Raw genomic sequence first — 24,169 nt, 5'->3', positions numbered from 1 at the left:
GTCCTTTCATCGGATTGTGCGCAGCGCCTTCGCGGCGTCTCGCAGTACGGTGGCGAGTCGATCGACGTCATCGTCTGTGGTGGCCCAGTTCGAGAAGGACACCCGCACCGCTGCTCGACCGTGCCATACGGTTCCGGCGACCCAGGCCTCGCCGCTGTGGCGTACGTGCTCGCACACCTGCCAGGTGGTCTCGTCGTCGTCGGCCCGGACGAGGACCTGGTTGAGTACGACGTCGTTGCAGACGATGAAGCCGGCGTCATCGCGGAGGGCATCAGCCAGGCGACGGGCGTGATCACAGCAGCGTTCGATCAGAGCCTGGACGCCGGGGCGGCCCAACGATGCCAGTGCCGCGTACACGGGCACGGCGCGAGATCGGCGGGACATCTCGGGGACGAGGACGCCGGGTTCGCGGGCGGTGCTGGTGGGCAGGTAGCTGGTGGTGGCGCCGAGCGCGGCGCGAGCGGCGTCGGGGTGATTGACGATGGACAGGCCGCAGTCGTATGGGACGTTGAGCCATTTGTGGGCGTCGGTCGACCAGGAATCGGCTCGCTCGACCCCGGCGACGAGTTCCGACAGTCGTGGTGATGCCTGTGCCCACAGTCCGAATGCGCCGTCGACGTGGACCCATCCGCCGTGTTCGCGGGTCAGGTCGACGATCTGTGCCATGGGGTCGCAGGCACCGGAGTTCACGTTGCCGACTTGTGCGCACACGATGGCGGGAGTTGGGTCGGCGGCGAGGGCGTCGGCGAGCGCGTCGGCCCGCATCGCTCCTTGGTCATCGACGGCGACGCGTTCGACGAGGCGCGCTCCCAGGCCGATCATCTGGATTGCCTGCAGCACCGACGGGTGGACCTCGTCGCCGGCGATCACGCGGACGCGGGGGGCCTGAGTGAGCCCGTCGGCCTCAACGTCCCAGCCCTGCCGTTGCAGTAGGACGTGGCGTGCGGCGAGTAGACCGACGGTGTTGCCGGCCGTGGCGCCGGTGACGAACCCGACCGTCGCTTCAGCCGGCAGACCTAGCACCTGCAGGATCCACCGTTCGGTGACGGCATCGACCGCGGCGCCTGCCGGCGAGGACATCCGGCTGTAGGCGGTCTGGTCCCAGGTGGACACCAACCAGTCGGCAGCCAGCGCGGCGGGAAGGGACCCGCCGACGACGAGCCCGAAGTAGCGGGGACCGGCGCTGGCGATGGTGGCCGGGCCGAGGATCGCGGCCAGCCGTTGGACCACTGCCACTGCATCCGTGGGGTGCTCCGGGACCGGGCCGCTGAGCAGGTCCAGGACCTCGTCGTAGCCGGTGATCGCGTCCACATGTCGGTCCGGCAGATCCCGCAGGTACTCCATCGCCAATTCCGCTGCCCGCCGAAGAACGGTATATGCCCCATCAGAGGAATCGGCGGCGGTGCTGTGATCCATCTACTTCTCCTTTGCTCGAACTCGACCGTGCGGAGCTAGTGCAAGATAGTCCGCGGTCGGCGTCACACCGTCGGTTGCGACCTGGTGATCTGACGCAACAGCGAGCCGATCGAGTCGATCAGCCGGGTCGCCTCGTTCTCGGTCAGAACGAACGGTGGGGAGAGCACGAGGCTGGAGCCGGCGCTGACCCGTACGAGTACGCCGAACTCGTCACGCAGTCGTCGCCCGACCGCGACCCCGGCATCAGGGAACGGTGTCCGGGACACCGGATCGGTGACCAGCTCCAGCGCCAGAGTCATACCGGCCTGCCGGATCTCACCCACGATCGAAAGGTCGGCCAGCGGAGCAGCGAGGTTATGAAGCAGCTGTCCGGTGTCGCGAGCTGCGTCAAGCAGGTTCTCCTGCTCCAGGATCTCGATGTTCTTCAGCGCAACCGCGCAGGCCACTGGGTGTCCGAAGTAGGTGAACCCGACCGGGAACCCGTTGACCCCGGATCGAAGGACATCAGCGATCGGCTTGGAGAACAGCACCGCACCCATGGGGAGGTAGCCGCTGGTGATGCCCTTCGCCGTCACGATGATGTCGGGCTGCATGCAGAGATCGGGGGCAGCGAACCATTCGCCGGTGCGTCCGAAGCCGGTGACGACCTCGTCGGCGATGAGGAGGATGTCGTGCCGGGTCAGTACCTCTCGGACCCGCCGCCAGTAGTCCGGCGGCGGTGTGATGAGGCCGGCGACGCCCATGATCGGCTCGCCGATCATGGCAGCGATGTTGTGCGGTCCGAGCTGCTGGATCCGGTCCTCGAGTTCGCGGATGCAGAACTCGGTGGGGTCCTGTCCTGCGAACAGGTCCCGCCGGTAGGAGTGCGGGGCCGTCAGGTGGCTCACGTGGGGCAGGTGCGGCCCTTGACCCTCGAGCAGCGAGCCGATGCCGGTCGCGGTGCCGCCGCCGTAGGTGAGGCCGTGGTAGGCACCTCGACGCGACAGGATCCACGTGCGGTCGTGGTCGCCGCGGCGGTGGTGGTAGAGGCGGGCGGCCTTGATGGCTGCGTCGTTGCCCTCGGATCCGCCCGAAGTGAAGTGCACCGCCGACATGTTGGCCGGCGCGATCGACAGAAGCCGATCAGCCAGTTCCACGGCGCGGTCGTGGGTGAAGTCCCAGAAGCAGGTAGAGTATTCGAGTCGCTGCATTTGGGCGGCGGCGACCTCGGCCATGTCGCGGCGGCCATGTCCGATCTGGGCCAGCCACAGACCGCCGGATCCGTCGAGGTACGTGGTGCCGTCGGCGCCGGTAAGGGTGCATCCGTGGCCCTCGACAATGACCACGCGCTGGAGATGATCGGCTGAGAGCTGCGGATGTATGAGGGTTCGGATGTCAGCCTGGATCATCTCGTCGGGGGCTAAGCCGATCAGGTTCATGAGTCCATCCCTCGTTTCGTCTGGGTGACCGGGCGAAGATCAGGCGTCGGCGTCATTGATCGCCCAGCACAGGTACTTCTCCTCGGTCCAGTCCAGGAAGCCTTCGTGGGAACCTTCTCGCCCGATCCCGGACTGCTTGACTCCGCCGAACGGGGCGGCGGCCGATCCGATCTCGGCGGTGTTGAGGCCAAGCATCCCGGTTTCCAGAGCGTCGGCCAGGCGCCAGGCCCGGTCCGCGTTCTGGGTGTAGGCGTAGCCGGCCAGGCCGTGGACCGTGGCGTTGGCGAGAGTGATCGCTTCGGCTTCGTCGGTGAACGGGGTGATGGCCGCGAGCGGGCCGAACGTTTCCTCATTGCAGAGGTCGGCGTCGCTGGGGCAGTCGGTGAGCACGGTGGGGATGACGAAGTTTCCGCCTCGCGGATGCGCGCTGCCGCCAAACCTGAGAGTCGCACCGCGCTGTTGGGCGTTTGCGACGTGGGCGTCGAACTTCGCCACCGCGGCAGCGTCGATGAGGGGCCCGATCGAGGTGGCGGGGTCGAGACCGTCACCCACGACGAGTCGGGAGACCTGCTCGGTAAGGCGCTCGGCGAACTCGGTGTAGACCGCATCGGCAACGAGAATCCGGTTGGCAGAGATGCACGTCTGGCCGGCATTGCGGAACTTGGCCGTGATCAGTCCCTCGACAGCGAGGTCGAGATTGGCGTCGGCGAAGACCAAGAAGGGAGCGTTGCCGCCGAGCTCCAGCGACAGACTTTTGATGGTGGCCGAGGCCTGCGACATCAGCAGTGCACCGATCGCGGTCGACCCGGTGAAGCTGAGCTTGCGGATCTCGGGTCGGGTCGACAGCTCGTGCCCGACCGCCGGGGTGTTGGCCCGGCTGCTGGTCACGATGTTAAGCACTCCCGGCGGGAGTCCGGCACGCTCGGCCAGGCGGGCCAGAGCCAGCGCTGACAGCGGGGTTTGTTCGGCCGGCTTCACCACGAGCGTGTTCCCGGCCGCGAGGGCAGGCGCCACCTTGCGGGTGATCATGGCTGCCGGGAAGTTCCACGGCGTGATAGCAGCACCGATCCCGAATGGCTCCCGGACGGTCAACATCCGCCGGCCGGGCAACGCGCTCGGGATGGTGGTGCCGCCGCTGCGGCGGGCTTCCTCTGCGAACCAGTCCAGGAACGACGCGGCGTAGCCGATCTCGGCGACGGCCTCCCGGATCGGTTTGCCCTGCTCCCGTACGAGAGTGATGGCGAGACCTTCGGCGCTGTCGCGCATCAACTCGGCCCAGTCGCGCAGGATCGTTCCGCGGTCCAGCACCGACATGCGCCGCCATACGGTGAGGGCGTCACCTGCTGCGGACACGGCATCGTCGACATCGGCGACTGACATGTCGGGCACATGGCCGATCGTCTCGCCAGTGGCCGGGTCGGTGACGGCGAACCGGTCGCCGCTGTGCGCCTCTACCCACGCCCCGCCGACGTAAGCGCTCGTCTCGACCTGCGGCACCGCATTCCTGTCGGCATCCTTGAGCCGAGCCGCAACAGGCGCTGATCCGCTGGCCGGAACGTGCGGGCTGTCTGTCTGCATGTGACCTCTCCTGCCTGATCAGTCAGTCGCCGAGCGGGGTGGTCCAGGCGTTGTACCCGTACACCCAGTCCACATCGGTCGGCTCTCGCAGCCAGGAGTTGGCGCGCGAGATGGCCTGGACCTTCGATGTGCGTTCCTTACGGGTGCTCTCGAACCGGCGGAACGCGTCGTTGATGGCCGACGGGTCGTCGATGTCGCGCAGCAGGCGTGACAGCACTGCGCCGTCCTCGATCGCCATCGCCGCACCCTGTGCCATGTACGGGGTCATGGGGTGACAGGCGTCGCCGAGGAGGGTGACGTTGCCCTGGTTCCACGTCGGCAGCGGGTCGCGATCCACCAGCGCCCACTTGTGAACCTCGGGACACGCGGCCAGGACGTGGCGGACCTGGGGATGGAAGTCGGCGAAACTGTTCCGCAGCGTCGTGACATCGCCCTTGGCGCTCCAGGACTCCACGGTGAACCCGGGCTCGGGCTGGCTGGTGACGAAGTACACCTCGCTGCGGTCCGGGCGGGTGTAGTAAATGACCACGTGCCGGTCCGGTCCCCACCACTTCGTGCAGTCATCGATCTCATATCCCTGCAGCAAAGCCGCCGGGAACGTGGTGCGATATGCGATCCGGCCGGTGAAGTTCGCGGCGTCGGAATCGCCGAACAACAGCTCCCTGGCGACGGAGTGCACTCCATCCGCGGCGACAACACCGTCGGCCTCAGCCACCTCGCCGTTGGCGAAGGTGAGCGTGACCCGGTCTCCCTTGTCATCGAGCCCCACCAGCTTGTGACCGAGCTTCAACTGCGAGGGTGGGACCACGCTCGCGAGTGCCTCGTGCAGGTCGGCGCGGTGCGCGAGCAGGTACGGTGCGCCGTAGCGCTGCTCGGCGTCGGCCCCGAAGATCTGGTCGAAACGGACTTCGCCGGTGTCGAAGTCTTTGTTGTTCCAGGACCGTGGGTAAAACGCGCGGGCCCGCATCTCGTCTTCCAGTCCGAATCCGCGCAGCACCTGCATGGCGTTACACCCCACCTGGATCCCGGCGCCAACACGGGCGATGGCGGGCGCTTGTTCGTAGACGGTAACTTTGATGCCGACCGAGCGCAGCGCTATCGCGGTCGCCAGACCACCCATCCCGGCTCCGATGACGGCGATCGACAGGGGTTTGCGTCTCATGCCACTCCTTCGGGTTGGGTTGTTGCCGTCTCGGTCATTGCCAGCTCGGTCGTTGCCCGGGCGGTGGTTTCCTGGGCCGGGATTGCCTGGCCAGTCGTTGCGGCGAGCCGGGTGTGGAAATCCAGGACGATGCCGGCGAACGCCGGTGCGTTGTCCAGGTGCGAGAGGTGCCCCGCGGCGGGGATGACGACGAGTTCCGCATCGGGCAGCCCGTCGGTGATGGCCTCGGACAGGGCACGGGGGGTCTTGGTGTCGTTCTCACCCCATGCCACGACCGCGGGACAGCGCACCTGTGCGAGATCGGCGCGGATGTCGACGCTGAAGCAGGCGCGAACGGCATCGCAGAACACCGCCGCCGGCATCGCCGCCATCTCTTCGGCGACCAGGTTCGAGGCCGGTGGCGGGGTGTCGGTGAATGTGTCAGCGACGTACTGCTCAGCGACATCGACCATTGTCAGGGTGCTCGCCTGATCGACCAGCGACCCGATGCGCGCGGTGGCTACGGCCGGTTCGAGGTGGGCGAAGGTGTCGGCAGCGACGACTCCGGTTACGCGGTCGGGATGTCGTGCCGCGAAGGCCAGCGCCTGGATCCCGCCCAAGGACACCCCGCCGACGACGCAGCGGTTGACGTCGGCGTCGTCGAGGATCCGGGCGAGGTCGTCGGCCCAGGCGGACGGTGACATCGGGCCGGTCTCCGAGCGGCCGTGGCCTCGGCAGTCCGGGGTGAGCAGCCGCAGCCTGCCCCCTAGGGCACGACGGACAGGCTCCCAGGTGCGAGCACTGGTCGCAAGGCTGTGCAGCAGCACGACCGGGTTTCCGGGATCGGGATCGAGGAGGTACGCCAGCCGTGCTCCACCTCCTGCAAACTTCCATCGAGACTTAGACATGCAGTCCATATATTAGTTATATTTGGAACGGCTTTCCAAGTCAATCTCTTTTGATCATCATCCTGTCGCCAGGTGTGGAGTTCTGGAGTGGCTGTGTCGGGCCCTGTATAGGGTGGGAGACCCCTGGTGAACGTGTGGAGGTGCTCGTGAGTCCTCGTGGAGCCAAGAAATCGAGCGGATTGGCCGCCGACCTACCGGTGACGGCTCGTGCCGCTCGCGCTGGCGCCACTGGCGGTGGCGCCGTTCGCACGGGCGCGGGTGTCACCGACCCGGCTGGGAGTGGGCTTGCTGGTGGGGTGCATGTCGACCGGGCTCTCGACGTGCTGGAGTGGCTCGCCCAGGCATCGCGCGATCAGGGGCGACAGCTGTCCGACGTCGCGACTGGTGTCGAGCACCCGAAGGCCAGCGTGCACCGCGCGCTGGCGATCCTGCGGCGCCGCGGCTACGTGCTGCAAGACGACCACGGCAACTACGCCCTGGGCATCAAGTGTCACGAGCTGGGGCAGTACTGGACGGTGGGATTCGATCTGCGGTTCCACGCCCGCCCGGTTCTTGAGGCGCTGAACCAGACGTCGCTGGAGACGGTGCATCTCGCTGTCTACGATCAGGGGGATGTCGTCTACGTCGACAAGCTGGAGAGCCTGCACCAGGTGGTCGTCCGCCCCGACATCGGCAACCGGGCTCCGGCGGTGATCGTGGCGACGGGGCTGGCCCTGCTGGCCTTCCAGCCCGAGCTGGAAATCAAGGCCCAGTTGACCCGGCCACTGCCCGCCTACACCGAGCAGACACCGCAACAGCCGGATGAGATCGCCGCCATATTGGCCGAGGTCCGCCGTGACGGGTACGCGGTCAACCGGGAGACCTACCGGCGCGGTGTGTGCGGGGTGGCGGCCCCGATCCGCGACACCACCGGCGCCGTCGTGGCCAGCATCGGCCTCGTTGGACCGAGCCACCGATTCACAGCGCAGCACATCGCCGCGCTGCGCAAGCAGGTCGTGGCCTCCGCCGTGGAGATCAGCATGCTGCTCGGTGGCCCCGACCGCCTCGTCACCAGCAGTGAGCAGCCGTCGCGCTAGCGGCAAGGGTACGAGTGGGGTGCGGTACCAGCGCCGGGACTGATCAATTGCGCCCGGGCGCGCCACCCACGTCGGCAAGTACTGTCGCCGCGGCGTTGTGGCCCGATGCTCCCGACACGCTGCCGCCGGGGTGTGTACCGGCCCCGCACAGGTAGAGCGACGGGATGGGGGTTCGGTATCCCCACCCGGGCAGGGGCCGGCGGCTGAACAATTGAGTGGGGACGAGATCGATGTGGTTGATGTTTCCCTCTGTCAACCCGAGTCGGTTTTCCAGGTCCGCCGGCGTGACCAACCGGCTGTCCAGGACTGTGTCGAGGGTGCCCGGCAGGTGCTGCTCGACGATGTCGAGCAAGTGTGATGTCGTTGCCGAACGCAGCTGATCCCACGAACCATTACGGGGAGCGCCAGGTGCGTACTGGACCCAGATCGACATGAGGTGACGCCCGTGTCCCTGCGCCGTGGGGTCATACAGCGTTGGTGTTTCGAGATGCAGTATCGGCATTTGTGGGACATGGCCGTCGCAGGCCTCGGCATAGGCCCGGCCGTACTGATCCAGCGAGGAAGCGATCGTGATGTAGCCCGGTCTGTCGGGTCTTCTGTCGGGCTCGAGGATGGCGTTCACGCTCGGCGGGCGATCGAGGAGGCAGTGCAGGGTCAGTGTCGACACCGACGTCTGCAATCTCTCCACGTCGGCGAGCACACCATCCGGAGCGTCGGCAGCATCGATGAGTCGCGACATCGTGGTCTTCGGGTCGGCGTTGGAGATCACGACATCGCAGCGGATCTCCGAGCCGTCATCGAGCCGCACACCCCACACACCCGCACCGTCACTGCCGTCAACGAGTATTCGATCGACGCACTTCGCCGTGCGGATGGCGGCTCCATGATGCAGCGCGGCCTCGGCCAGGGCGGTGGTCAACTTACCCATGCCCCCCTCGATGACAGCTGCACCGCCCAGCGAGGCCTTGGCCCGGCCATGTGCTGTCAGGAGCGCAGTACCTGCCGCCCAGGGAAACCCGAAGTCGCTCAACGTGGCCATCGCGGCATGAACTCGTGGATCGGTGAAGAACCTGCCGCACACCTCGGACAGCGAAATCGTGGTGAGTTCCTCCCACAAGGCGCGATCCCCGACCATGTCGGCATGCGCGGCGAGACCCTCCGGCGACGGCGGGTCGGTCAGCATGAACGGCCGCAGCAGAGCCCTGGCCCGCTGCCAGTAGGCGTCGAACTCCCCCAGTCGTAGCGCGTCCGCCCCGGAAATCCGGGCGATCTCCTTGGCGGTGCGCTGCCGGTCCGACCAATTCACGACGGCCTCACCGGCCCCGACCGAGTGGATGGTCGGATCGATCATCGACCACCTCACACCCCGCCGGCGCAGATCAAGATCATCAATGATCTTCGGTTCAAAGGCCCACAAGGTCGAGGAGTACGTCGATCCGCGGACGCCGGGGAAGATCTCGCTGGTCCGGCACGCACCACCGATCTCGGTGTCGCGCTCGAGGACAGTGACCTGCAGTCCTGCCCGCGCGAGGTATGCCGCGGCGACCAGCCCGTTGTGGCCGCTGCCGATCACGACCACCCGCGGCGGCGATGCAGCTGCTGCTGAGTTCACCCAGCCCCCGATTCCGAAAAATCCGACTCCGAGGGCGAGCCGCCCTGGTGGACGGCCACCCGTGGTTCGAGCGGCTCCACACCGACGATCTCCTGCCATGCGTCGAAGCCGACCTGAAACGCCACGATGCCGGCTTCGGGCAGCGCGATCTCGATCGCTTCCAGGATCTCCTGCGGGGACACCCCCAGGTCCAGTGCCACACGGATGTGACTCTGAATATGGCCCTTCGCCGCCCGCATCACCGTCAGGCTCACGATGAAGATCAGCTCCTTCGTGCGCCGGTCGAGCAAGCGCTGATCCAGGTAAGCGGCCGACACCATGTGGTTAGCGGCCTCAAGAACTGCAAAGTCCGCTCGGGCCATCTTCTTGTGGTAGTCGAGCACATACCCGCGGGCCCGGACCATGTCGTCGATGTAGAGCTGTGCGGGCGACTCGCCGCCCGGGTCAACGGTCATCGTCTCGTTCCCTTCGAGACTGTCTCAGCAACTCGCTCCTTGATCCAACCGCCTCTTGCCGTATCTGGAATCACAATCCAAACTTACATGCGATTGGGAGTCCATGTCTAGATAAACTGGCGCGATGGAACGCCCCTAGTAAGTTGGAGACCTCTCTGTTGCCGACGGCTTGACACAGAGAGGTGCCAACTTGCGGGCGGGAAGCGCCACCCGAGCCCACAACGCCCGTCCGCCCCATCTGCAAACGCGGCAACTCACTACTCAAGACCACCCTTCAAAGCCCTGCGCAACATCAGCCTCTACCCCTGGACCATCAGCCGGACATCGCCGCAGTCCTCTTGATCCTGCACATCGAACACGACCGCACCACATGATCACCCAACGCCAACGGCAACGACCGTCACGGGTGGGTCTGTCCAGTTAACGACTGACCTTGGTTGCTGGCAGTCAGTGTGTGGCCGGGATCAGCCGGCCTTCGAAGGCGATCTGGAATGCGTTCAGAGGTGCCTTCCAGTGCATGGTCCACCGGCGGCAGCCGGTGCCGGTGGGGTCGAGGCTCATCAGCGCGAGGTAGACGCATTTGAGCGCGGCCATCGTCGCGAAGTACCAGGCCGAGTACCGCGGCCTGGTCCAGTACTACCTACCGCAGCCACCCCCGGACACCGCCTGGTCGGTGACATCACCTCCCTGCCCACCACCGAAGGCTGGCTCTACCTCGCCACCGTCATCGACCTGTTCAACCGCGAAGTCATCGGCCACGCCATGGCCGAGCACATGCGCGCCGAACTCGTCTGCGACGCCATCGAACTCGCCCACCACCGCAGCCTGACCCGACCCGGCGCGGTCTTCCACTCCGACCGCGGCAGCCAAGTCGAGTGCGAACGGCCACCACGCAGCTCAGCGGACCACTCTTCCACATCAGCCGGCGTCCACTGCCACGGGTACGAGCCGACGAACCGCGCGAACCGGCGAACCGCATCTACCCGTTGCTTACGCGTCGACGCGGCCAGCAGTCGGCTCGCCTGCTGGCGGTCCCATCCGGTCAGCATCGCCGCGAACATCGCCTCGGCCGGATCCAGGTGCCGCACCGCGCCCCGGTCCCCGAGAACGAGATGCGCCGCACCTGCGACATCGACCACACGAACGGCCACCACGACGCCCTTCATCAGGAGACGGAATCCTTCTTCTAATGAAAGAATACTAAGTGGACACACAGATGATCCATCGACCAAAGCCGTCACGGTAAGGTCTCATCGTCGACAGAGTTCCCGCTGGTGACAGCTTTGCCGACCGTTGGACAACGGCCCGAATCCATCATCAGATGAAACTTTTGTCAAAATTAGTACATGCTGATGTGGACGTGGTTGGTGTGCCAGCCGGAGGGGTCGTCGCCTCCGTATGGGTTGTTGTAGGCGTGCCGGCATTGGCAGACTCGCTATGACTGGCGGCGGGTGGAGAAACTCCTCAATTCCCACAACCACTCCAAGACCGAAATCGACGGCCTGGACATCACCTTCCTACATATCCGCTCACCGCACGGGGATGCTGTCCCTCTGCTCATGAGTTCGGGTTCTTCCGAACCCTCGTGCTGGAGCAGGAGGACGCTGAACCCGCCCAACAGCTCGCCAGTGAGCAAGAGTATCTCGGGAACGACTTCTTCCCTCGGCTGCCGATGGTCCGCGACGTGCTGGCCGCTGAGATGCCGTGGAGCCCCCGGTTCGAGCTGATCTTCGACGACAATGCCCCGGGCGCCTTCTCGCGCCGCGCTCTGTGCCGCGACTGGCAGGACGACGGCATCAGGTTCGACCAGGTCGCCGTGGATTTCGCCCCCGACAGCACTTCGGAGGTCGAGCTCGGCGGGGGCTACGACGTGCCGTCGTTCGAGTTCGCTGCCCGATTCGGACTACGCCAGTTACCCGGCACCGTGGACCTCGTGAGCCTGGACGGCCGACGTGCCTCCGCCACCTTCCGTGCGGACAAACCCTGGCGCGGCCACCTACTCTTTCTGCGCCGCGATCTTGTCGAGGACTTCGCCGATGATCGCCGGATCATGCAGGTGGCTTGGGGCGAGCGCCAGGTGGCCACCGATTGGAACTCTGTTCCTTCCTGGATGCGCGCGGCGTACCGCAGCTACGCCCATGTATGGCGGAACATCCGAATGCTTGGATCGGATTAGCACTGCGAATTGAGCCATCCGGACGTCCGGATAGTCAGACGTACACTCATGCCGATTATCGGTCATTCGGGAACGCAGCGCCGCCAACCGTCAGCACGATAACCTGTTCCACTTTCGCGCCGCAGCGGGCAGCCCACGATTGGTAACGCGATGGCCACGCACCCCGGCAAGCAACAGGGGCTCGAGCGAAGCTGAGGGCGAACCATCTGAAGGTGCGCCTAGTAGCGCCCAGACTTGATCACGAGTAACGCCAAAATGCCGTCTAACTCAGTCATATTGATCATGAAATGCGGTCAACATGTGCGTTCAGAGTCTACGAACAAGTGCAGTCAAGAATCGCGGACATAATCACGCCACAAACCAGCTCCTCGGCAGGTACACCACCGTCGATTATCGAAGAACTGCCATTTACAGACAGAACCGGGCGTGGTTCGACCTACAGATCATAAGTTGAGGTCAATGGGTCAGGGTCTGAATCCTTGCCCAGCACCGCAGCCAGCCGGTCAAGCACGGTAAAGGCGACCTTCGGATGAGCGATGAAGGCTGCGGGCTCAACCCAGCGTGTGACAAGCAGCGGAACGACGCGCCACGGAAGATCGTCTTCTACCCCGCACGCTTTGGCTGCTTGTCGGGCGTGCTCGCCGATCACATCAGCCTTTGACAGCAGTTTGGCGACGTGCCCGTCGCCCTTAACGAAGCTCCTGATGTGCCGGAACAGCGCAGGTGGCGAGTGTGCTGCTTGCGGATCCTTGATCTCGCACACCCACAGGCGGCGATGTTCGACGTCGGCCACCAACAGATCGATTTCGCCATCATCCGCCGGGATGCCCGCTCTCGCCAATTCTCCCTGGGTGAAACGAAACCGGCGAGGTAGTCCGAGGTTGTTGACGACCGACAGAACTTCGTCCTCGAGTTCGTTGTTCTGCTGTTGTCGTCGGCGCTGCATGAGGTTGAGCAGGTGTTGAGGTAATGCGCGCAGGGGAGGAAGGCGACTGTCCATCAGGTAGGTGACGTACGCGGTAAGGCCCGCATGGGCGATCCAGGGACCAACCAACACCACACCGTTGACCATGGGCAGGGGCCGAAGCGGCAATCGATCAGGTCGATCTTCCAGGTCAGCGACCTGCTCAGCGCTCAAGGGTTCCAGAGTCTCGCGGTTAAGTGTCAGCGTTTCGAGAGCGGCGTTCACTTCGGTTTCGGGTAGCCGACTCCAGGCCGTTGCGTCGGCCACCAACGCTCCCGGCTCTACTCGGGCCAGCCCGTCGTTACCGACAGGCCAGGCTTGTGCCGTGTGCAGGACGGCTCGGATGGCGTCCAGGCCGGTGCCTGTCGCGCCACGCAACCCATCGTCGGCTTGGCGGAGGATCTCGTCGGCGATGTCGTGAAATGACGCGAACGGCTGCGGCGATCGCGCTGTCACGTCTATGGGCATCCGCTGTCTGTGTTCCGGCTCGGCGGCGGGGCCTGCGGCACGCGCCAGGGCAACCTGCTGGTCACGGCGAGCGCGTGAGTACGCGTCGTGATCGAAGCCCTGGCTGGCGAGATCGGCGTCGACATCATTCGGTTCGTCGGTGAAGGCGAATACTCCGTCGGCGACGAGAACCGCGAAGTCCGACAGATGCTGGTCGGCAGTGCGGATGCGTGTCGCGGTACTCAGCACGAGATCAGCCAGCGCTACAAGGTCGGCGACATCGAGGACGTCTGCGTCTCGATCCCCGTCTTGGGAGTAGGCCAGGAGGTACTCGAGCAGGACTTCGAGCGGACGCGTCACTGCCGCGCCTTCCTCGGCTGCGAGTGCGTGCTCGATCCAGTTGTCTGCGAACGGGCCGGCGAGCGAGCGGGCGATAGTGGTCTGCTCCACGAATCGCGTTGCATAGGCGGCGTTGAGCCGGCGTAGAACCTCATCCACAAGGCTCGGACGGTAGGTACGGGTTCGAGCGACGAGGGCATCTTCCAGCGCCGGCAACAGGTGCTCCCGGCATACCTGGACAGCGGATTCGCCGGTGTAACTACCGGACGGTATGCCGTGCTGACGCACGGTCCGTGCCACAGCCTCGATTGCCCGCATCCTCATGTGAGGACCGCGTGGCAGCGCATCCGGCTCAGGCAGGGCCGGAGTATCGGACTCGACGAATGCCACGGTCGTTACTGGCAGGCAGGAGTCCCACGCAGCGGAAAACTCTTCGCGGGAGAGGCCGGGTGCGTCGCCGCGGGCTTGCCGCAACCGTGCTACGGCCTCGTACAGTGCAAAGCCGAGTGCACTGTGCCCCTCCAGGCCGTCGCCCTGAAACAGTGACATCGCCTCCGGGACAATGCCGATCTCGATGACAGCACGATCCGCAGACACCCCGACGCGATACGGAACGCCTGCGATTTCTTGATCGTGCTCCGATGCCGCCTCGGGCAGCAGACGAAGTACCAGGCTGAGCGGAACGCGGTCACCTAAGTTCAGGTGCGACGAGATTGCCGCGGCGCGACCTACCGTGACACGTACCCCGTCGGCGAATCCGAACAGCGCATCCGGGCTCAGGCCAAGTTTTTCGGCCTCGCCGAGGAATGCGTAGATCACGATGCCCGGATCTCGGCGTACCAACAAGGCGATGCCGTCTCCGCGATCGAACAGGTCTGCCTCATCGCCGTCCTGGCTCAGTCGCGCGACCGGCCACCCGACGGAGGCAGGTACGGCCGCGTCGGACAAGAGCTGCTCAATCGGTTCCCAAGCCGCGGCTCGCGCCCACGGCAGATCGTCGGGTTGGTCGTATCGCTCCTCCCAGACGCCATCGAAGTCAACGGGTGGGACGAGGTAGCCGCGCTGTCGCCACACCGACCACGCATCCAGGACGTCATCTAGGAAGAGCGGAGCCTTCGAGTCTGGCCGATAGAGGTCGTCCAGGAAGCAGGCGAGCAGAATCTGATCACCCTGGGCGTCCGAAAGGATCTCGACAAGTTCCTCGACGTGCAGCCGGACCGTATCGGTGATCTGTTGAGCGGCGAGCACGGCCGGCCCGCCGTAGATCACGAGCCGCACAGGCGGCCGAACCTTCTCAGGTCGACCTGCAGATTCCCGTGCCCAGCGGTAGTCCGTCCAATACAGGGCGAGTCCCAGATCACCCGAGCCCAGGCCGCTCACGATCACCGTCGCGTGCCGCGGTCCCTGCACCACTTCTGGATCCAGCAGCCGACCGCGAACCTGCTCAGTGCGTCGCCGCGCCTCACCCCGGACGACGGCGGATACCGGTTCGTCTGGAGGCATCACCCACCGGGCCTGGATCGATGAGGCGGCATCATCGACCGCCTCCTCGGTCAACTCCACGGTCGTGTGACCCGTAAGTACCCGAACAGCCCGCCGCTGAACGACCGCGTTAAGCCGATGATGGGACAACGCCGACTCCGCCGCCTGGTCGGCCAACTCCTGGGTCGCCGCCGCCAACGTCGCCATGGTCATCGCTGCTGGCACAGACACGCTTCGGGAGCCGCCGTCGACCACCAGAGTCGGCCCCAATGCCGGCTCAGTCGGCCGAGACGCCACTTTGATCGCGGATGCTGGACGGGTCAACCACGTCAATGCCGCTGCGGCCCGCGCTGGGTAGCCGCACTCCGTAACCAACACCTCCGGACCAACGGCCATCCTGTCCCGCACGACCGCAATTTCCGCCTCGCTGACGACCGGCTCGGCCACTTCCCAGAAAGCAGGCCCGTCAGGCCGCGCCTCGGGCCACGCAGGGGCGAGGGCCGAGATCAGCATGTCGGCATGCCCGAGGACCACTTCCATCACATCGGCCAACCCGAACCCGCGAACCGGCACCAACACCGGATCAATCGCCGCTGCAGTCATCGACATTGACCGGAGAAACACCTGTGGATGAACGTGGTCACCTGGATGCACCCGCAGCCGACGACCAGCGATCTCATGTCGAACCATCGCCCGCGCGTCCACCGCCGCGAAGTAACCGCGGGAGACCCGATCGGGCGCCGCCCGAACCGCCTGCTCCACAAAGCCGACGAGATCGGACGACGTCGCCTCTACGCTGCCGCGGGGTGGTAGGCGAACGGCACGCGCCCACAACAGCAGCAGCTGGCGCTCCCACAAACGACAGACCGGAGAGTCGACGGCCGCACCCAACAGCGCCAACACGGACTCGGCGTCGTAGTTCGCCAGAACACGATCAATCAGACGCCAACGTACGCTGCCGCCCCGCGGTACCACGCCTGTACGCCTGCCGGATTGGCCTCGTCGCGCCGCCCCCTCGACCATTTGACCGTCCCAGCTAGATCTCGCTGCGTTCCGGATGGAGATCCTAGGCCGTTGGCCCCCGCGTGCCCGCCGCGCGACTCATCATCAGCCTCGTACCAGCCGGATGCGATCGCGCGGAGATCGGCGAACCGTCGCGCCTCGGCCCCGACTTGACCATCGACGTCCCAGACCATGAGGTCTGCGTACTCCACCGTGTCGTAGACATCGCCGAGTCCGGCGAGACGTTCAGCACGCTCCTCACGCGCTCGCGGGAACGTTTTCCGAGCGAACAAGAGCTACCAGAGCCCGCGATGTCCGGGCACCGACCCGAAGCTGTTTCCGGAGCGTCTCCGCAGAGACCGGACGACGAAAACGTCGCCAGTGGTCGGCGTCTGCCTGCCGAGCCCGCTGCACGAGCTCCTCGTCGAGATCACCAACCCAGCTTGGAAACGGCCCTTCAACATACTGGTGACACAGCGTCGCGGGCCCCTCTGCCTCTTCCGGACCGCCCTTCGTCGAGTCTGCTGACGAAGATTGGGACAGCGCCTCTGACCCGAGATCAGTGTTCGTGGCACTCAGCGCGCGAAGGAGGCCGGGCCCTGCTTCGCATACCCCGACAAGCAGGAGTGGGCCAACAGAGTCGAACGCGGCCTTACCCCATTGACCAGCGAAAACCGGATCGGCGACGTTCAACAGCAGGGTCACCACGCTCACCGCCAACAGCAGACGTCGCGCCGGCCGCAACACCTCCTCGCCGGCCCCGGACAGCGCCAGGTGCCGCGTACCGACGAGCAACCCCAGCACCGTCAAGTCAACAGCAGGCGCCACCAGCGGAGCCACGAACACCGGCACCTGGAGCTTCAACGCCAGATTGAGGACGTTCCCAAACCCGAAGAAGAATGTGAGCCCGATGACCAAACCCATCGTGACCGTAACAAACCGGGCAACCGTCTGCGAACTGGCGCTCATGCCGGGCCCCCGCCTGAGCCCGGAAGCTCGAAGCTCGAAGCTCGCCTCGATCACCAACGTGCCGACGAAAAGTCCCTGGTCAGCCCCGTTCCCATCCGTTGGTAGTCCTGCCGAGGATTCAAACCTGCGGCAGTTCGACGCTGGCGATGGTTTGTGCAGTGCCCCCGACGGGAATCGAACCCGCACTGTGTCGATTTCCAGGCGATCTTGGACAGCCTTTGCGGTTGCCTGCTGATACCTACGACTAGCTGCGCGAACAGCGCAAACAGTGGCCTCGTCGGTTCCGTCGCTTACCGTCACATGACAACCATTATGGGGCGTAAATGGGGCAGTTGATCTTCCCTGCGCCGTCACGGTTAACCGTCGGCGCGGGAGACTTGCCCTACCCAATCCAGGTCACGTCCAGTACGTCGACCCGGTCTAGATCGTCGAGCACGAGGTAGGTGATGAGGCCACGCCCCTCGCCGAAGTCGAACTGCCGCATCGGGCTGTCTGGTTTCGCCTCGTTGTACGCCGGGCCGTTCCACGGGGTCAGTTCGAGGACGCCCATCGCGTCGGCCAACAAGGACAGCGCCTCAGTGGGAAGCGCGTCGATCTGAGCATGAACTTGAGGGGTCCGTGAGGATGCGGTAGGCCACAGGGTCAGATGCCCAGCTCCGCGCGAAGCTGGTTCCACTCCACGGCCCCCTCGGGCGGCTGACCGGTCTCCATCGTCCGCTGCGCCTGTTCCAGCATCCGACGATGCCCCGCAGGGTTCACCAGTGTCATACGAGCGATACGCCGCCAGTTGGCCAGCATCGAGTGCAGCGCTTCCAGGCTCAGCGTCTCCGCCGCCAGTCGAAGCGCTCGCTGGTACGCCTCGTCGAACTCCCCGACCTCCTCGGGCAGCAGAGCAGCGCGGATGTCCCGGGGCGAGTCGAGTCGCTCCCGGTAAGGGCCCGGGCCGTGGTTCGCAGCGGCGGCAGTCACGCCTCCACGGTAGCCCGTGCGTGACGACGTCGTACTCATCGGCTGAGCGCGCGTCCCCTTGACCTTATTCGGGTGTTCGGTGATCAGCGACGGAGCGATCACATGGCCGCTGACCTGCGGCTGGGATACTCGTCGATCGTCGTCACTTGCCATGCCCCGTCTCGGCCGAGAACGCGGCGGCTCTCGAAGACCTCTTGTGAGGGTTCCGGCCAAAGTGGGGCGTAAATGGGGCCGATGATCTTGAGCAGCATCCGCCACAACCCGCTGGCCAGCGGAAACAGTGCCCCCGACGGGAATCGAACCCGCACTTGATCGATTTTAAGTCGACTGCCTCTGCCGGTTGGGCTACGGGGGCACCGCTGAGCATAATGCGGTGCCCGCCGCCTCAGGACTTCGACGCCCTGGCGAACTCTTCCTTCGGATTGTTGATCTGCCCGAGCGACACGACTTCGCGCCGGAACAAGCCGCCGAGTAGCCAGTCCAGCAGGATGCGGATCTTCCGGTTGACCGTGGGCATCGCCTTGAGGTGATAGGCGCGGTGGAACAGCCACGCCGGGAAGCCCTTGATCTTCAAGTTCAGCGCGTCGGCGACACCCTTGTGCAGGCCCAGACCGGCCACGGCGCCCAGGTTCTTGTGGTAGTAGTCCTTCGGCTGCCCGCCCCGCAGCACGCGGATGATGTTCGCCGCAAGCACGCGCGCCTGGCGGACCGCATGCTGGGCGTTCGGCGGTGTGGTGGCCGTCGGGTCCTGCTCGGTGCGCGACAGGTCCGGCACCGCGGCGTTGTCACCGGCGGTCCAGACATCCGGGTGCCCCACGACCTGCAGCGACGCCGTCGCCTCGACACGGCCGCGCTTGTCGATCGGCAGATCGGAATTGGCGAGCACCGGGTTGGCCTTCACCCCGGCGGTCCAGATGATCGTGTCGCTGTCGAACTCCGTCCCGTCCGACAGCACGACATGCCCGTTCTCGAACGACTTCGCCGCGGTGGACAGGAAAACCTCGATCCCGCGCCGCTCCAGCTGCTCGACCGTCCACACGCCGAGGGTTTCGCGCACCTCGGGCAGGATCCGGCCGGCTGCCTCGACGAGCACCCACCGGATATCCTCCGGCTCGATGTTCTCGTAGTACCGCGTCGCGAAGCGGCTCATGTCCTCGAGTTCGGCCAGCGCCTCGATACCCGCGAACCCACCGCCGACGACGGTGAACGTCAGCAGCCGCTTACGCAGCTCCGGGTCCAGCGTGCTGGACGCCTCGTCGAGCTTCGTCAGCACGTGGTTACGCAGGTAGATGGCCTCACCGATGGTCTTGATCCCGATGCCCTGCTCCGCCAGCCCGGGAATCGGCAGCAGCCGCGGGACCGCGCCGAGCGCGACCACGAGCACGTCGTAGTTCAGCTGCTCGATATGCCCGTCCGCGGCCTCGACGGTGATCGACTTGCGATCGTGCTCGATCTTGTTGACGCGAGCAGTGAGCACATGGCATCGCTTGAGCACCCGCCGCAGCGGGACGACCACGTGCCGCGGCTCGATGGCGCCGGCCGCCGCCTCCGGGAGGAAGGGCTGGTACGTCATGTGTGGCTGGGGGTCCACAATCGTGACGGACGCTTCGTTCGCGCGAAGCTTCTTCTGCAGCCCCAACGCGGTGTAGAGCCCGACGTAACCACCGCCCAGGATCAAAATCCGGGTCGGTTCCGACTTCACTGCGGCCATAGCACCATCCTCCCACCCTCTTCACCCCGACGCTCGCGCACCCCGACCTGCTGTGACGAGGGTCGCCGTCCCAGCACGAAACGATTCAGATCGGGCGCGGCAGGCCCGCCACGTCCCGTGCTCGCGCCAGCACGTCACGCAGCATCGCCGGCGTCAAGCGGCCGGTGAAGGTGTTCTGCTGCGAGACGTGATAGCAGCCCAGCAGGTGCAACTCGCCGAGCATGAACTCGGCCCCGTGACCGAACTTCGGCACCGGCCGCGGCAGCGACCAGCCGTGCGCGAGCACCGGCAGCAGGGCCTGCCAGCCGAACGCGCCGAGCACCACGATCGCCCGCAACGTCGGTTTCAGCAGCTCGAGTTCCCGTTCCAGCCACGGTCGGCACGCGTCGCGTTCGGCCGGGGTCGGTTTGTTGGCGGGCGGAGCGCAGTGCACGGGCGCTGTGATCCGGGTGCCGTACAGCTCCAGTCCGTCACCGCGCCGCACTGAGTTCGGCTGCGACGCCAGCCCGACGTCATACAGGGCTTGAAAAAGCACGTCCCCGGACCGGTCGCCGGTGAACATGCGGCCGGTCCGGTTTCCGCCGTGCGCGGCAGGCGCCAGCCCCACGATCGCCAGCGACGCGTCGGCCGGGCCGATGCCGGGAACCGGTCGGCCCCAGTACGTTTCGTTCGCATACGCCGCCCGCTTCGTTCTGGCGACCTCTTCCCGCCAGGCGACCAGGCGCGGGCACCGCCGGCACTCACTGACCGCCTCGTCGAGTTCCGCGACCGTGGCGCATCTCATCCTGCTCACCTCTCCACAGTAAGTTGGCCCCATGCCCGAGACCCCCGAAGAGGAGACCTCCGACACGAAGGCTCCCGAGCCGAGCGACGAGCTGGTCACGACCCAGCACACGCTCACCGTCAAACGCCGCAAGCTCGCCTACACCGTCCGCACCGGGCGAATCGTGCTGCGCAAGGAGGTGCTCACCGACGGCAAGTTCGAAGGCCACCAGGCCAAGGCCGAGGTGTTCCTCACCGCCTACACCCTCGACGGCGCCGAACCGGGCGAGCGACCGGTCACGTTCGCGTTCAACGGCGGGCCGGGATCCGCGAGCGTGTGGCTGCACATGGGCCTGCTCGGGCCGCGGCGCGTGGTGTCCGGTGACGTCGACGCGCCCGAACCGCCGCCGTATCGGCTGGCCGACAATCCGGAAACCCTGCTGGCACAGAGCGATCTGGTCTTCATCGACCCGGTCTCGACGGGCTACTCACGTGCCGCGGCGGGCGAGAAACCCAAGGAATACTTAGGTTTCACGCCGGATATCGAGTCGGTCGGCGAGATCATCCGGTTGTGGACCTCGCGCAACGGGCGCTGGCTATCCCCGAAGTTCCTCGCCGGGGAGTCCTACGGCACGCTGCGCGCCGCGGCGCTGGCCGCGCATCTACAGGAACGCCACGGGATGTACCTCAACGGCCTCATGCTGATCAGCAGCGTGCTCGACATGGGCACGATCCTGTTCACCGAAGGCAATGACAAGCCGTTCCCGTTCTACGTCCCGACTTACGCCGCGATCGCGCACTACCACGGGTTGCACGGCGACCGCCCGCTCGACGACGTCCTCGCCGACGCCGAGGAGTTCGCGGCGCGCGAGCTGCCGTACGCGCTGGAGCGTGGCGCCCGGCTGCCTGACGAGGAACGCGCCGCCGCCGTGCAGACGCTCGCGTCGCTCACCGGACTCGAAGAGTCCTATGTGGACAGGGTGAACCTGCGTATCGAGCATTTGCGGTTCTTCACCGAGTTGCTGCGGGACCGTGGTCTGACGACGGGCCGCATGGACGGCCGGTTCACCACGTGGGAACCGGACGGCGGCCGCGAGCGGATGAGTGACGACGCCTCGATTTCCCGGATCATCGGTGCCTATTCCGCCACGTTCAACCATTATGTGCGCACCGAACTCGAATACGAGAACGACCTGCCCTACGAAATCCTTTCCAGCGATGTCATCCGGGAATGGTCGTATTCCGATTTCGAGGGTCGCGCGGTCTCGGCGGTGGACGCACTCGGCTCCGCGATGCGTGCCAATCCGCATCTGAAAGTGCATGTGGCGCTTGGCTACTACGACGGGGCCACGCCGTACTTCGCGGCCGAGCACGTGCTGGCACGCCTGCAGATTCCCGAAGAATTGCGGGAGAACATCGAATCAGCGTACTACCCCGCCGGACATATGATGTACGTCCACGAGCCTTCACGCGTCCAGCAGTCGAAGGATCTCGCGGCGTTCGTCGCCTCGGCCAGTAATCGCTAACGCATTCCCTTTTCGTCGACGGTGAGCTGCCCCTGCGGGCCGCCACCGCCGCAGTCGGGACCGTTGGGATAGCGGATTTCCGGCGCGACAGTGGCGGTCTGGCCGGCGAAGATCACCTGCACCGGCGCGGCGGGAAGACCGGGGATCATCGCGAACCCGGTCTTCCCGCCGGTCTCCCGCATCCGCGCCATGCACGCATCAGCGGGGCCGGTGCAGGTTGCGCCGGCCGCCACCGTTTCCGAGTTCGACGTCAGTGGATACGTGTGACACGAACCGTTCCAGCAGACGTCCAGACTCGTCACGTCGGTAAACCTCGCGGCAACGGAGGGTGCGAGCCGCACGCCGATCCCGATTGGCGTGCCCATCGCCGGGCATGGCCGCCCGGGAGCGCCGGCCTGAGCCCCACAGGCCGTCAGTACCACCATCAGCATCAGGACGAGTATCCGCATGACTGAAGGACGGCCGGCGCTCCCGGAACGGTTGCGTCAACCTCGGACGTACGGCGCCCCGTGCGTCACGGCGGCGTAGGCGTCGACGGCACCGTTACCGTAGAAACCGTTGAACTCCGGCGTGCCGGCACAGGTCGCGGTGAACGACGCGTCCCGGCCTTCGTCGAGGTAGTCCACCGTCCGCGGGACCGGGCACGCGATCGGCGCGGCGGTCCCTTCGATTACCCGCTGCACCGCGTCCGGGTTCAGCCCGAACCCGCCACGGCTTGCCTTGCCGTACTGGGAAACGATCAGCGCGGCGACACCCGTCGCATGCGGCGTGGCCATCGAAGTCCCTTGCAGGAACTGGTAATAGCCCACCCGGCCGTCCGGCGCGGTGGCCTTCTGCACGCCGATCGCGACCCCGTCCGGCGTCACGTTGCCCGCCGCGTCGATGTTCCCCTCGGCGATCCCGACGTTCTTCGGGTAGGCCGACAGGATCTCGTTTTCGTTGGTGCGGTACCAATCCGTGCCGAACCCGTCCCGGAAATACCCGCCAGGCGCGGAAACCGAGATCTGCTCGGTGCCGTAGTTGGAGTAGTCGGCCTTGGCACCTGAGGGGCCGAACGAGCCGACGCCGATCGTGTGCGGTCCTTCGACCGGCATCGAAAGGCAGCCGGCGTTGTCGATCGTGCGGTCGTGCGTCGAACCGGCCGGGTAGTCCGGGCTCGTCGCGTCCGGCTGCGGCGAACCGAGATCGGTGTGCTCGTTGCCCAGCGCGGCAACCTCGGTGACGCCCTTGCGGTAGGCGTAGTTCAGCGCCCGCGTGACGGCTTCGGTGATGGTGCGCTGTTCGAGCCGCTCGGCCTGCGTGTCGGCCGGGTTGTTCGCGCAGTTGTAGAGCCACGGGTCCACATAGAACGACATGTTCACCACGTCGATGCCCGCGTCCCCGGCGTAGGTCAGCGCGTCCACGGTCGGCTGCAGGAAGAAGAACCCGGAGTCCTGCCCGGCCCGGAGGTTGACGAGGGTGACGCCCGGCGCGACACCGGAAACCCCGAAACCGTTGGCGGCAGCGGCAATCGTGCCCGCGACGTGGGTGCCGTGCCCGTTGTCGTCGTGGTCGGCCGGGTCCACGCAACCGCGGTATTCACACGGTCCGTCGACGACCGCGCCGGTCTCGTCCGCCGGGATGTCGCGGGTGAAGTTGCGGGAGTCGGCGGCGTCGAAATTCGGGGCTATATCAGGATGTGAGCCGTCGATGCCGGTGTCGATGACACCGACCTTGACGCGCTTGTCACCGGGCTGCACCGTGCGTGCGAGGTCCGAGCGCGTGGATTTCAGGCCCCACAACTGGCCGTCGAGCGGGTCCGTGCCGGCGGCGGCGGGCGCCTTCTTCTTGACCGCGCCGCGTTCCTTGGTCACGGCGTCGGGTTTCGCGGTCGCCCTGTCCTTGGGCGCCCGGCCGATCGAGGTGGCCTTGGCCGCTCCGTAGATCGCGCGGTCGGCCGAGACGCGCTCGGTGAATCCGTTGGCCGGTGCGCTCGCGGTGATCAGCCCGACCGCACTGTTGCTGTGCAGCACGGTGCCGCCCGCGTTCCGGATGGCCTGCTCGGCGGCGGCGACACTCTGCCCGGCTGTGGCCAGCACGGTGAATTCCGTCGTCTCACCGGAAAGCTGCGGTTGTGCCATGGCGGACGGTCCGGCGACGACTCCGCCGATCAGCGGCAGCGCCAGCGCGGCAACGAGCAACCTGGATCTTTTCAAGATCAACTCCTCCTCACCCAAAG

General features: G+C 66.0%; 18 protein-coding genes, 1 tRNA gene and 4 pseudogenes. 6 read left to right on the top strand and 17 right to left on the bottom strand.

The annotated features are described in order from the left end of the window. Positions 1 to 6: 6 nt before the first annotated feature. The 5 genes from GKO32_RS12775 to GKO32_RS12755 form a co-directional block, all read right to left on the bottom strand. Positions 7 to 1,416: a pyridoxal phosphate-dependent decarboxylase family protein gene (locus GKO32_RS12775; protein WP_154757041.1), complete on the bottom strand. Its 1,410-nt coding sequence runs from the start codon at positions 1,414 to 1,416 to the stop codon at positions 7 to 9. Between the two features lie 62 nt (positions 1,417 to 1,478). Then, positions 1,479 to 2,834: an aminotransferase family protein gene (locus GKO32_RS12770; protein ID WP_154757040.1), complete on the bottom strand. Its 1,356-nt coding sequence runs from the start codon at positions 2,832 to 2,834 to the stop codon at positions 1,479 to 1,481. A gap of 39 nt (positions 2,835 to 2,873) precedes the next feature. Further along, positions 2,874 to 4,412, bottom strand: a complete 1,539-nt coding sequence (locus GKO32_RS12765; RefSeq protein WP_154757039.1) for an NAD-dependent succinate-semialdehyde dehydrogenase — start codon at positions 4,410 to 4,412, stop codon at positions 2,874 to 2,876. 22 nt (positions 4,413 to 4,434) lie between these two features. Then, positions 4,435 to 5,574, bottom strand: coding sequence for an FAD-dependent monooxygenase (locus tag GKO32_RS12760; RefSeq protein WP_154757038.1), 1,140 nt, complete (start codon positions 5,572 to 5,574; stop codon positions 4,435 to 4,437). Continuing rightward, on the bottom strand, positions 5,571 to 6,461 hold the full coding sequence (locus tag GKO32_RS12755) for an alpha/beta fold hydrolase (protein ID WP_166459515.1): 891 nt from the start codon (positions 6,459 to 6,461) through the stop codon (positions 5,571 to 5,573). Before GKO32_RS12755 ends, GKO32_RS12760 begins: the two co-directional genes overlap by 4 nt. Positions 6,462 to 6,607: 146 nt before the next feature. Here GKO32_RS12755 and GKO32_RS12750 point away from each other — a divergent pair, with 146 nt between their 5' ends. After that, complete coding sequence (locus GKO32_RS12750) at positions 6,608 to 7,537, top strand: IclR family transcriptional regulator (RefSeq protein ID WP_166459514.1); 930 nt, start codon at positions 6,608 to 6,610, stop codon at positions 7,535 to 7,537. A 43-nt stretch (positions 7,538 to 7,580) separates the two neighbouring features. Here GKO32_RS12750 and GKO32_RS12745 read toward each other — a convergent pair whose 3' ends face one another. Beyond that, positions 7,581 to 9,149, bottom strand: coding sequence for a phytoene desaturase family protein (locus GKO32_RS12745; RefSeq protein WP_166459513.1), 1,569 nt, complete (start codon positions 9,147 to 9,149; stop codon positions 7,581 to 7,583). Then, complete coding sequence (locus GKO32_RS12740; RefSeq protein ID WP_154757034.1) at positions 9,146 to 9,604, bottom strand: carboxymuconolactone decarboxylase family protein; 459 nt, start codon at positions 9,602 to 9,604, stop codon at positions 9,146 to 9,148. The genes GKO32_RS12745 and GKO32_RS12740 overlap by 4 nt, the downstream gene beginning before the upstream one ends. Before the next feature lie 230 nt (positions 9,605 to 9,834). On the opposite strand from GKO32_RS12740, the pseudogene GKO32_RS40505 reads away from it, so the two are divergent. Then, positions 9,835 to 9,978: pseudogene (locus GKO32_RS40505) on the top strand (IS5/IS1182 family transposase); the annotation flags it as partial. Between the two features lie 73 nt (positions 9,979 to 10,051). On the opposite strand, the pseudogene GKO32_RS38965 reads toward GKO32_RS40505, so the two are convergent. Continuing rightward, positions 10,052 to 10,195 (bottom strand): annotated as a pseudogene (locus GKO32_RS38965) (IS256 family transposase); the annotation flags it as partial. Positions 10,196 to 10,246: 51 nt separating this feature from the next. On the opposite strand from GKO32_RS38965, the pseudogene GKO32_RS38960 reads away from it, so the two are divergent. The 3 genes and pseudogenes from GKO32_RS38960 to GKO32_RS38950 all read left to right on the top strand — a co-directional run. After that, a pseudogene (locus tag GKO32_RS38960) lies at positions 10,247 to 10,471 on the top strand (DDE-type integrase/transposase/recombinase); the annotation flags it as partial. A gap of 560 nt (positions 10,472 to 11,031) precedes the next feature. Next, positions 11,032 to 11,163: pseudogene (locus GKO32_RS39765) on the top strand (epoxide hydrolase N-terminal domain-containing protein); the annotation flags it as partial. 26 nt (positions 11,164 to 11,189) lie between these two features. Continuing rightward, complete coding sequence (locus GKO32_RS38950; protein ID WP_246243611.1) at positions 11,190 to 11,780, top strand: hypothetical protein; 591 nt, start codon at positions 11,190 to 11,192, stop codon at positions 11,778 to 11,780. Between the two features lie 436 nt (positions 11,781 to 12,216). Here the strand turns inward: GKO32_RS38950 and GKO32_RS12715 are convergent, their stop codons facing one another. The 7 genes from GKO32_RS12715 to GKO32_RS12685 all read right to left on the bottom strand — a co-directional run bounded on the left by GKO32_RS12715 (position 12,217) and on the right by GKO32_RS12685 (position 20,447). Continuing rightward, positions 12,217 to 15,987, bottom strand: a complete 3,771-nt coding sequence (locus tag GKO32_RS12715; protein WP_154757032.1) for a hypothetical protein — start codon at positions 15,985 to 15,987, stop codon at positions 12,217 to 12,219. Between the two features lie 285 nt (positions 15,988 to 16,272). Continuing rightward, positions 16,273 to 17,037 carry a hypothetical protein gene (locus tag GKO32_RS12710; RefSeq protein ID WP_312867841.1) on the bottom strand — a complete coding sequence of 255 codons (765 nt, stop codon included), beginning with the start codon at positions 17,035 to 17,037 and terminating at the stop codon, positions 16,273 to 16,275. A gap of 328 nt (positions 17,038 to 17,365) precedes the next feature. Further along, the gene (locus GKO32_RS12705) at positions 17,366 to 17,548 is read right to left on the bottom strand and encodes a hypothetical protein (protein ID WP_246243575.1); all 183 of its coding nucleotides are present in this window, start codon (positions 17,546 to 17,548) and stop codon (positions 17,366 to 17,368) included. Between the two features lie 77 nt (positions 17,549 to 17,625). After that, positions 17,626 to 17,952, bottom strand: coding sequence for a DUF6247 family protein (locus GKO32_RS12700; protein WP_312867835.1), 327 nt, complete (start codon positions 17,950 to 17,952; stop codon positions 17,626 to 17,628). Positions 17,953 to 18,233: 281 nt separating this feature from the next. Next, positions 18,234 to 18,307: transfer RNA gene (locus GKO32_RS12695), tRNA-Leu, on the bottom strand. 30 nt (positions 18,308 to 18,337) lie between these two features. Continuing rightward, on the bottom strand, positions 18,338 to 19,663 hold the full coding sequence (locus GKO32_RS12690; protein ID WP_154757030.1) for an NAD(P)/FAD-dependent oxidoreductase: 1,326 nt from the start codon (positions 19,661 to 19,663) through the stop codon (positions 18,338 to 18,340). A gap of 85 nt (positions 19,664 to 19,748) precedes the next feature. Then, a complete protein-coding gene (locus GKO32_RS12685; RefSeq protein WP_154757075.1) occupies positions 19,749 to 20,447 on the bottom strand; it encodes a uracil-DNA glycosylase in 699 nt (232 codons plus the stop codon). 31 nt (positions 20,448 to 20,478) lie between these two features. Here GKO32_RS12685 and GKO32_RS12680 point away from each other — a divergent pair, with 31 nt between their 5' ends. Continuing rightward, entirely contained in the window at positions 20,479 to 21,951 is a 1,473-nt protein-coding gene (locus GKO32_RS12680) for a S10 family peptidase (RefSeq protein WP_154757029.1), read from the top strand. On the opposite strand, the gene GKO32_RS12675 is transcribed toward GKO32_RS12680, so the two are convergent. Further along, positions 21,948 to 22,253, bottom strand: a complete 306-nt coding sequence (locus GKO32_RS12675) for a hypothetical protein (RefSeq protein ID WP_154757028.1) — start codon at positions 22,251 to 22,253, stop codon at positions 21,948 to 21,950. The genes GKO32_RS12680 and GKO32_RS12675 overlap by 4 nt on opposite strands. A 183-nt stretch (positions 22,254 to 22,436) precedes the next feature. Continuing rightward, a complete protein-coding gene (locus GKO32_RS12670) occupies positions 22,437 to 24,071 on the bottom strand; it encodes a S8 family serine peptidase (RefSeq protein ID WP_246243598.1) in 1,635 nt (544 codons plus the stop codon). Positions 24,072 to 24,169 lie beyond the last annotated feature (98 nt).

Source organism: Amycolatopsis pithecellobii (assembly GCF_009707865.1).
Lineage (GTDB): Bacteria > Actinomycetota > Actinomycetes > Mycobacteriales > Pseudonocardiaceae > Amycolatopsis_E > Amycolatopsis_E pithecellobii.
Note: the sequence above shows the minus strand (reverse complement) of the source record. Positions and strands in the feature narration are given on the sequence as shown.

Coding starts and splice junctions, on each gene's coding strand:
- GKO32_RS12690 (WP_154757030.1), bottom strand. CDS start 19,663: ATGGCCGCAGTGAAGTCGGAACCGACCCGGATTTTGATCCTGGGCGGT.
- GKO32_RS12760 (WP_154757038.1), bottom strand. CDS start 5,574: ATGAGACGCAAACCCCTGTCGATCGCCGTCATCGGAGCCGGGATGGGT.
- GKO32_RS12685 (WP_154757075.1), bottom strand. CDS start 20,447: ATGAGATGCGCCACGGTCGCGGAACTCGACGAGGCGGTCAGTGAGTGC.
- GKO32_RS12770 (WP_154757040.1), bottom strand. CDS start 2,834: ATGAACCTGATCGGCTTAGCCCCCGACGAGATGATCCAGGCTGACATC.
- GKO32_RS12740 (WP_154757034.1), bottom strand. CDS start 9,604: ATGACCGTTGACCCGGGCGGCGAGTCGCCCGCACAGCTCTACATCGAC.
- GKO32_RS12680 (WP_154757029.1), top strand. CDS start 20,479: ATGCCCGAGACCCCCGAAGAGGAGACCTCCGACACGAAGGCTCCCGAG.
- GKO32_RS12670 (WP_246243598.1), bottom strand. CDS start 24,071: ATGGCACAACCGCAGCTTTCCGGTGAGACGACGGAATTCACCGTGCTG.
- GKO32_RS12755 (WP_166459515.1), bottom strand. CDS start 6,461: ATGTCTAAGTCTCGATGGAAGTTTGCAGGAGGTGGAGCACGGCTGGCG.
- GKO32_RS12765 (WP_154757039.1), bottom strand. CDS start 4,412: ATGCAGACAGACAGCCCGCACGTTCCGGCCAGCGGATCAGCGCCTGTT.
- GKO32_RS12775 (WP_154757041.1), bottom strand. CDS start 1,416: ATGGATCACAGCACCGCCGCCGATTCCTCTGATGGGGCATATACCGTT.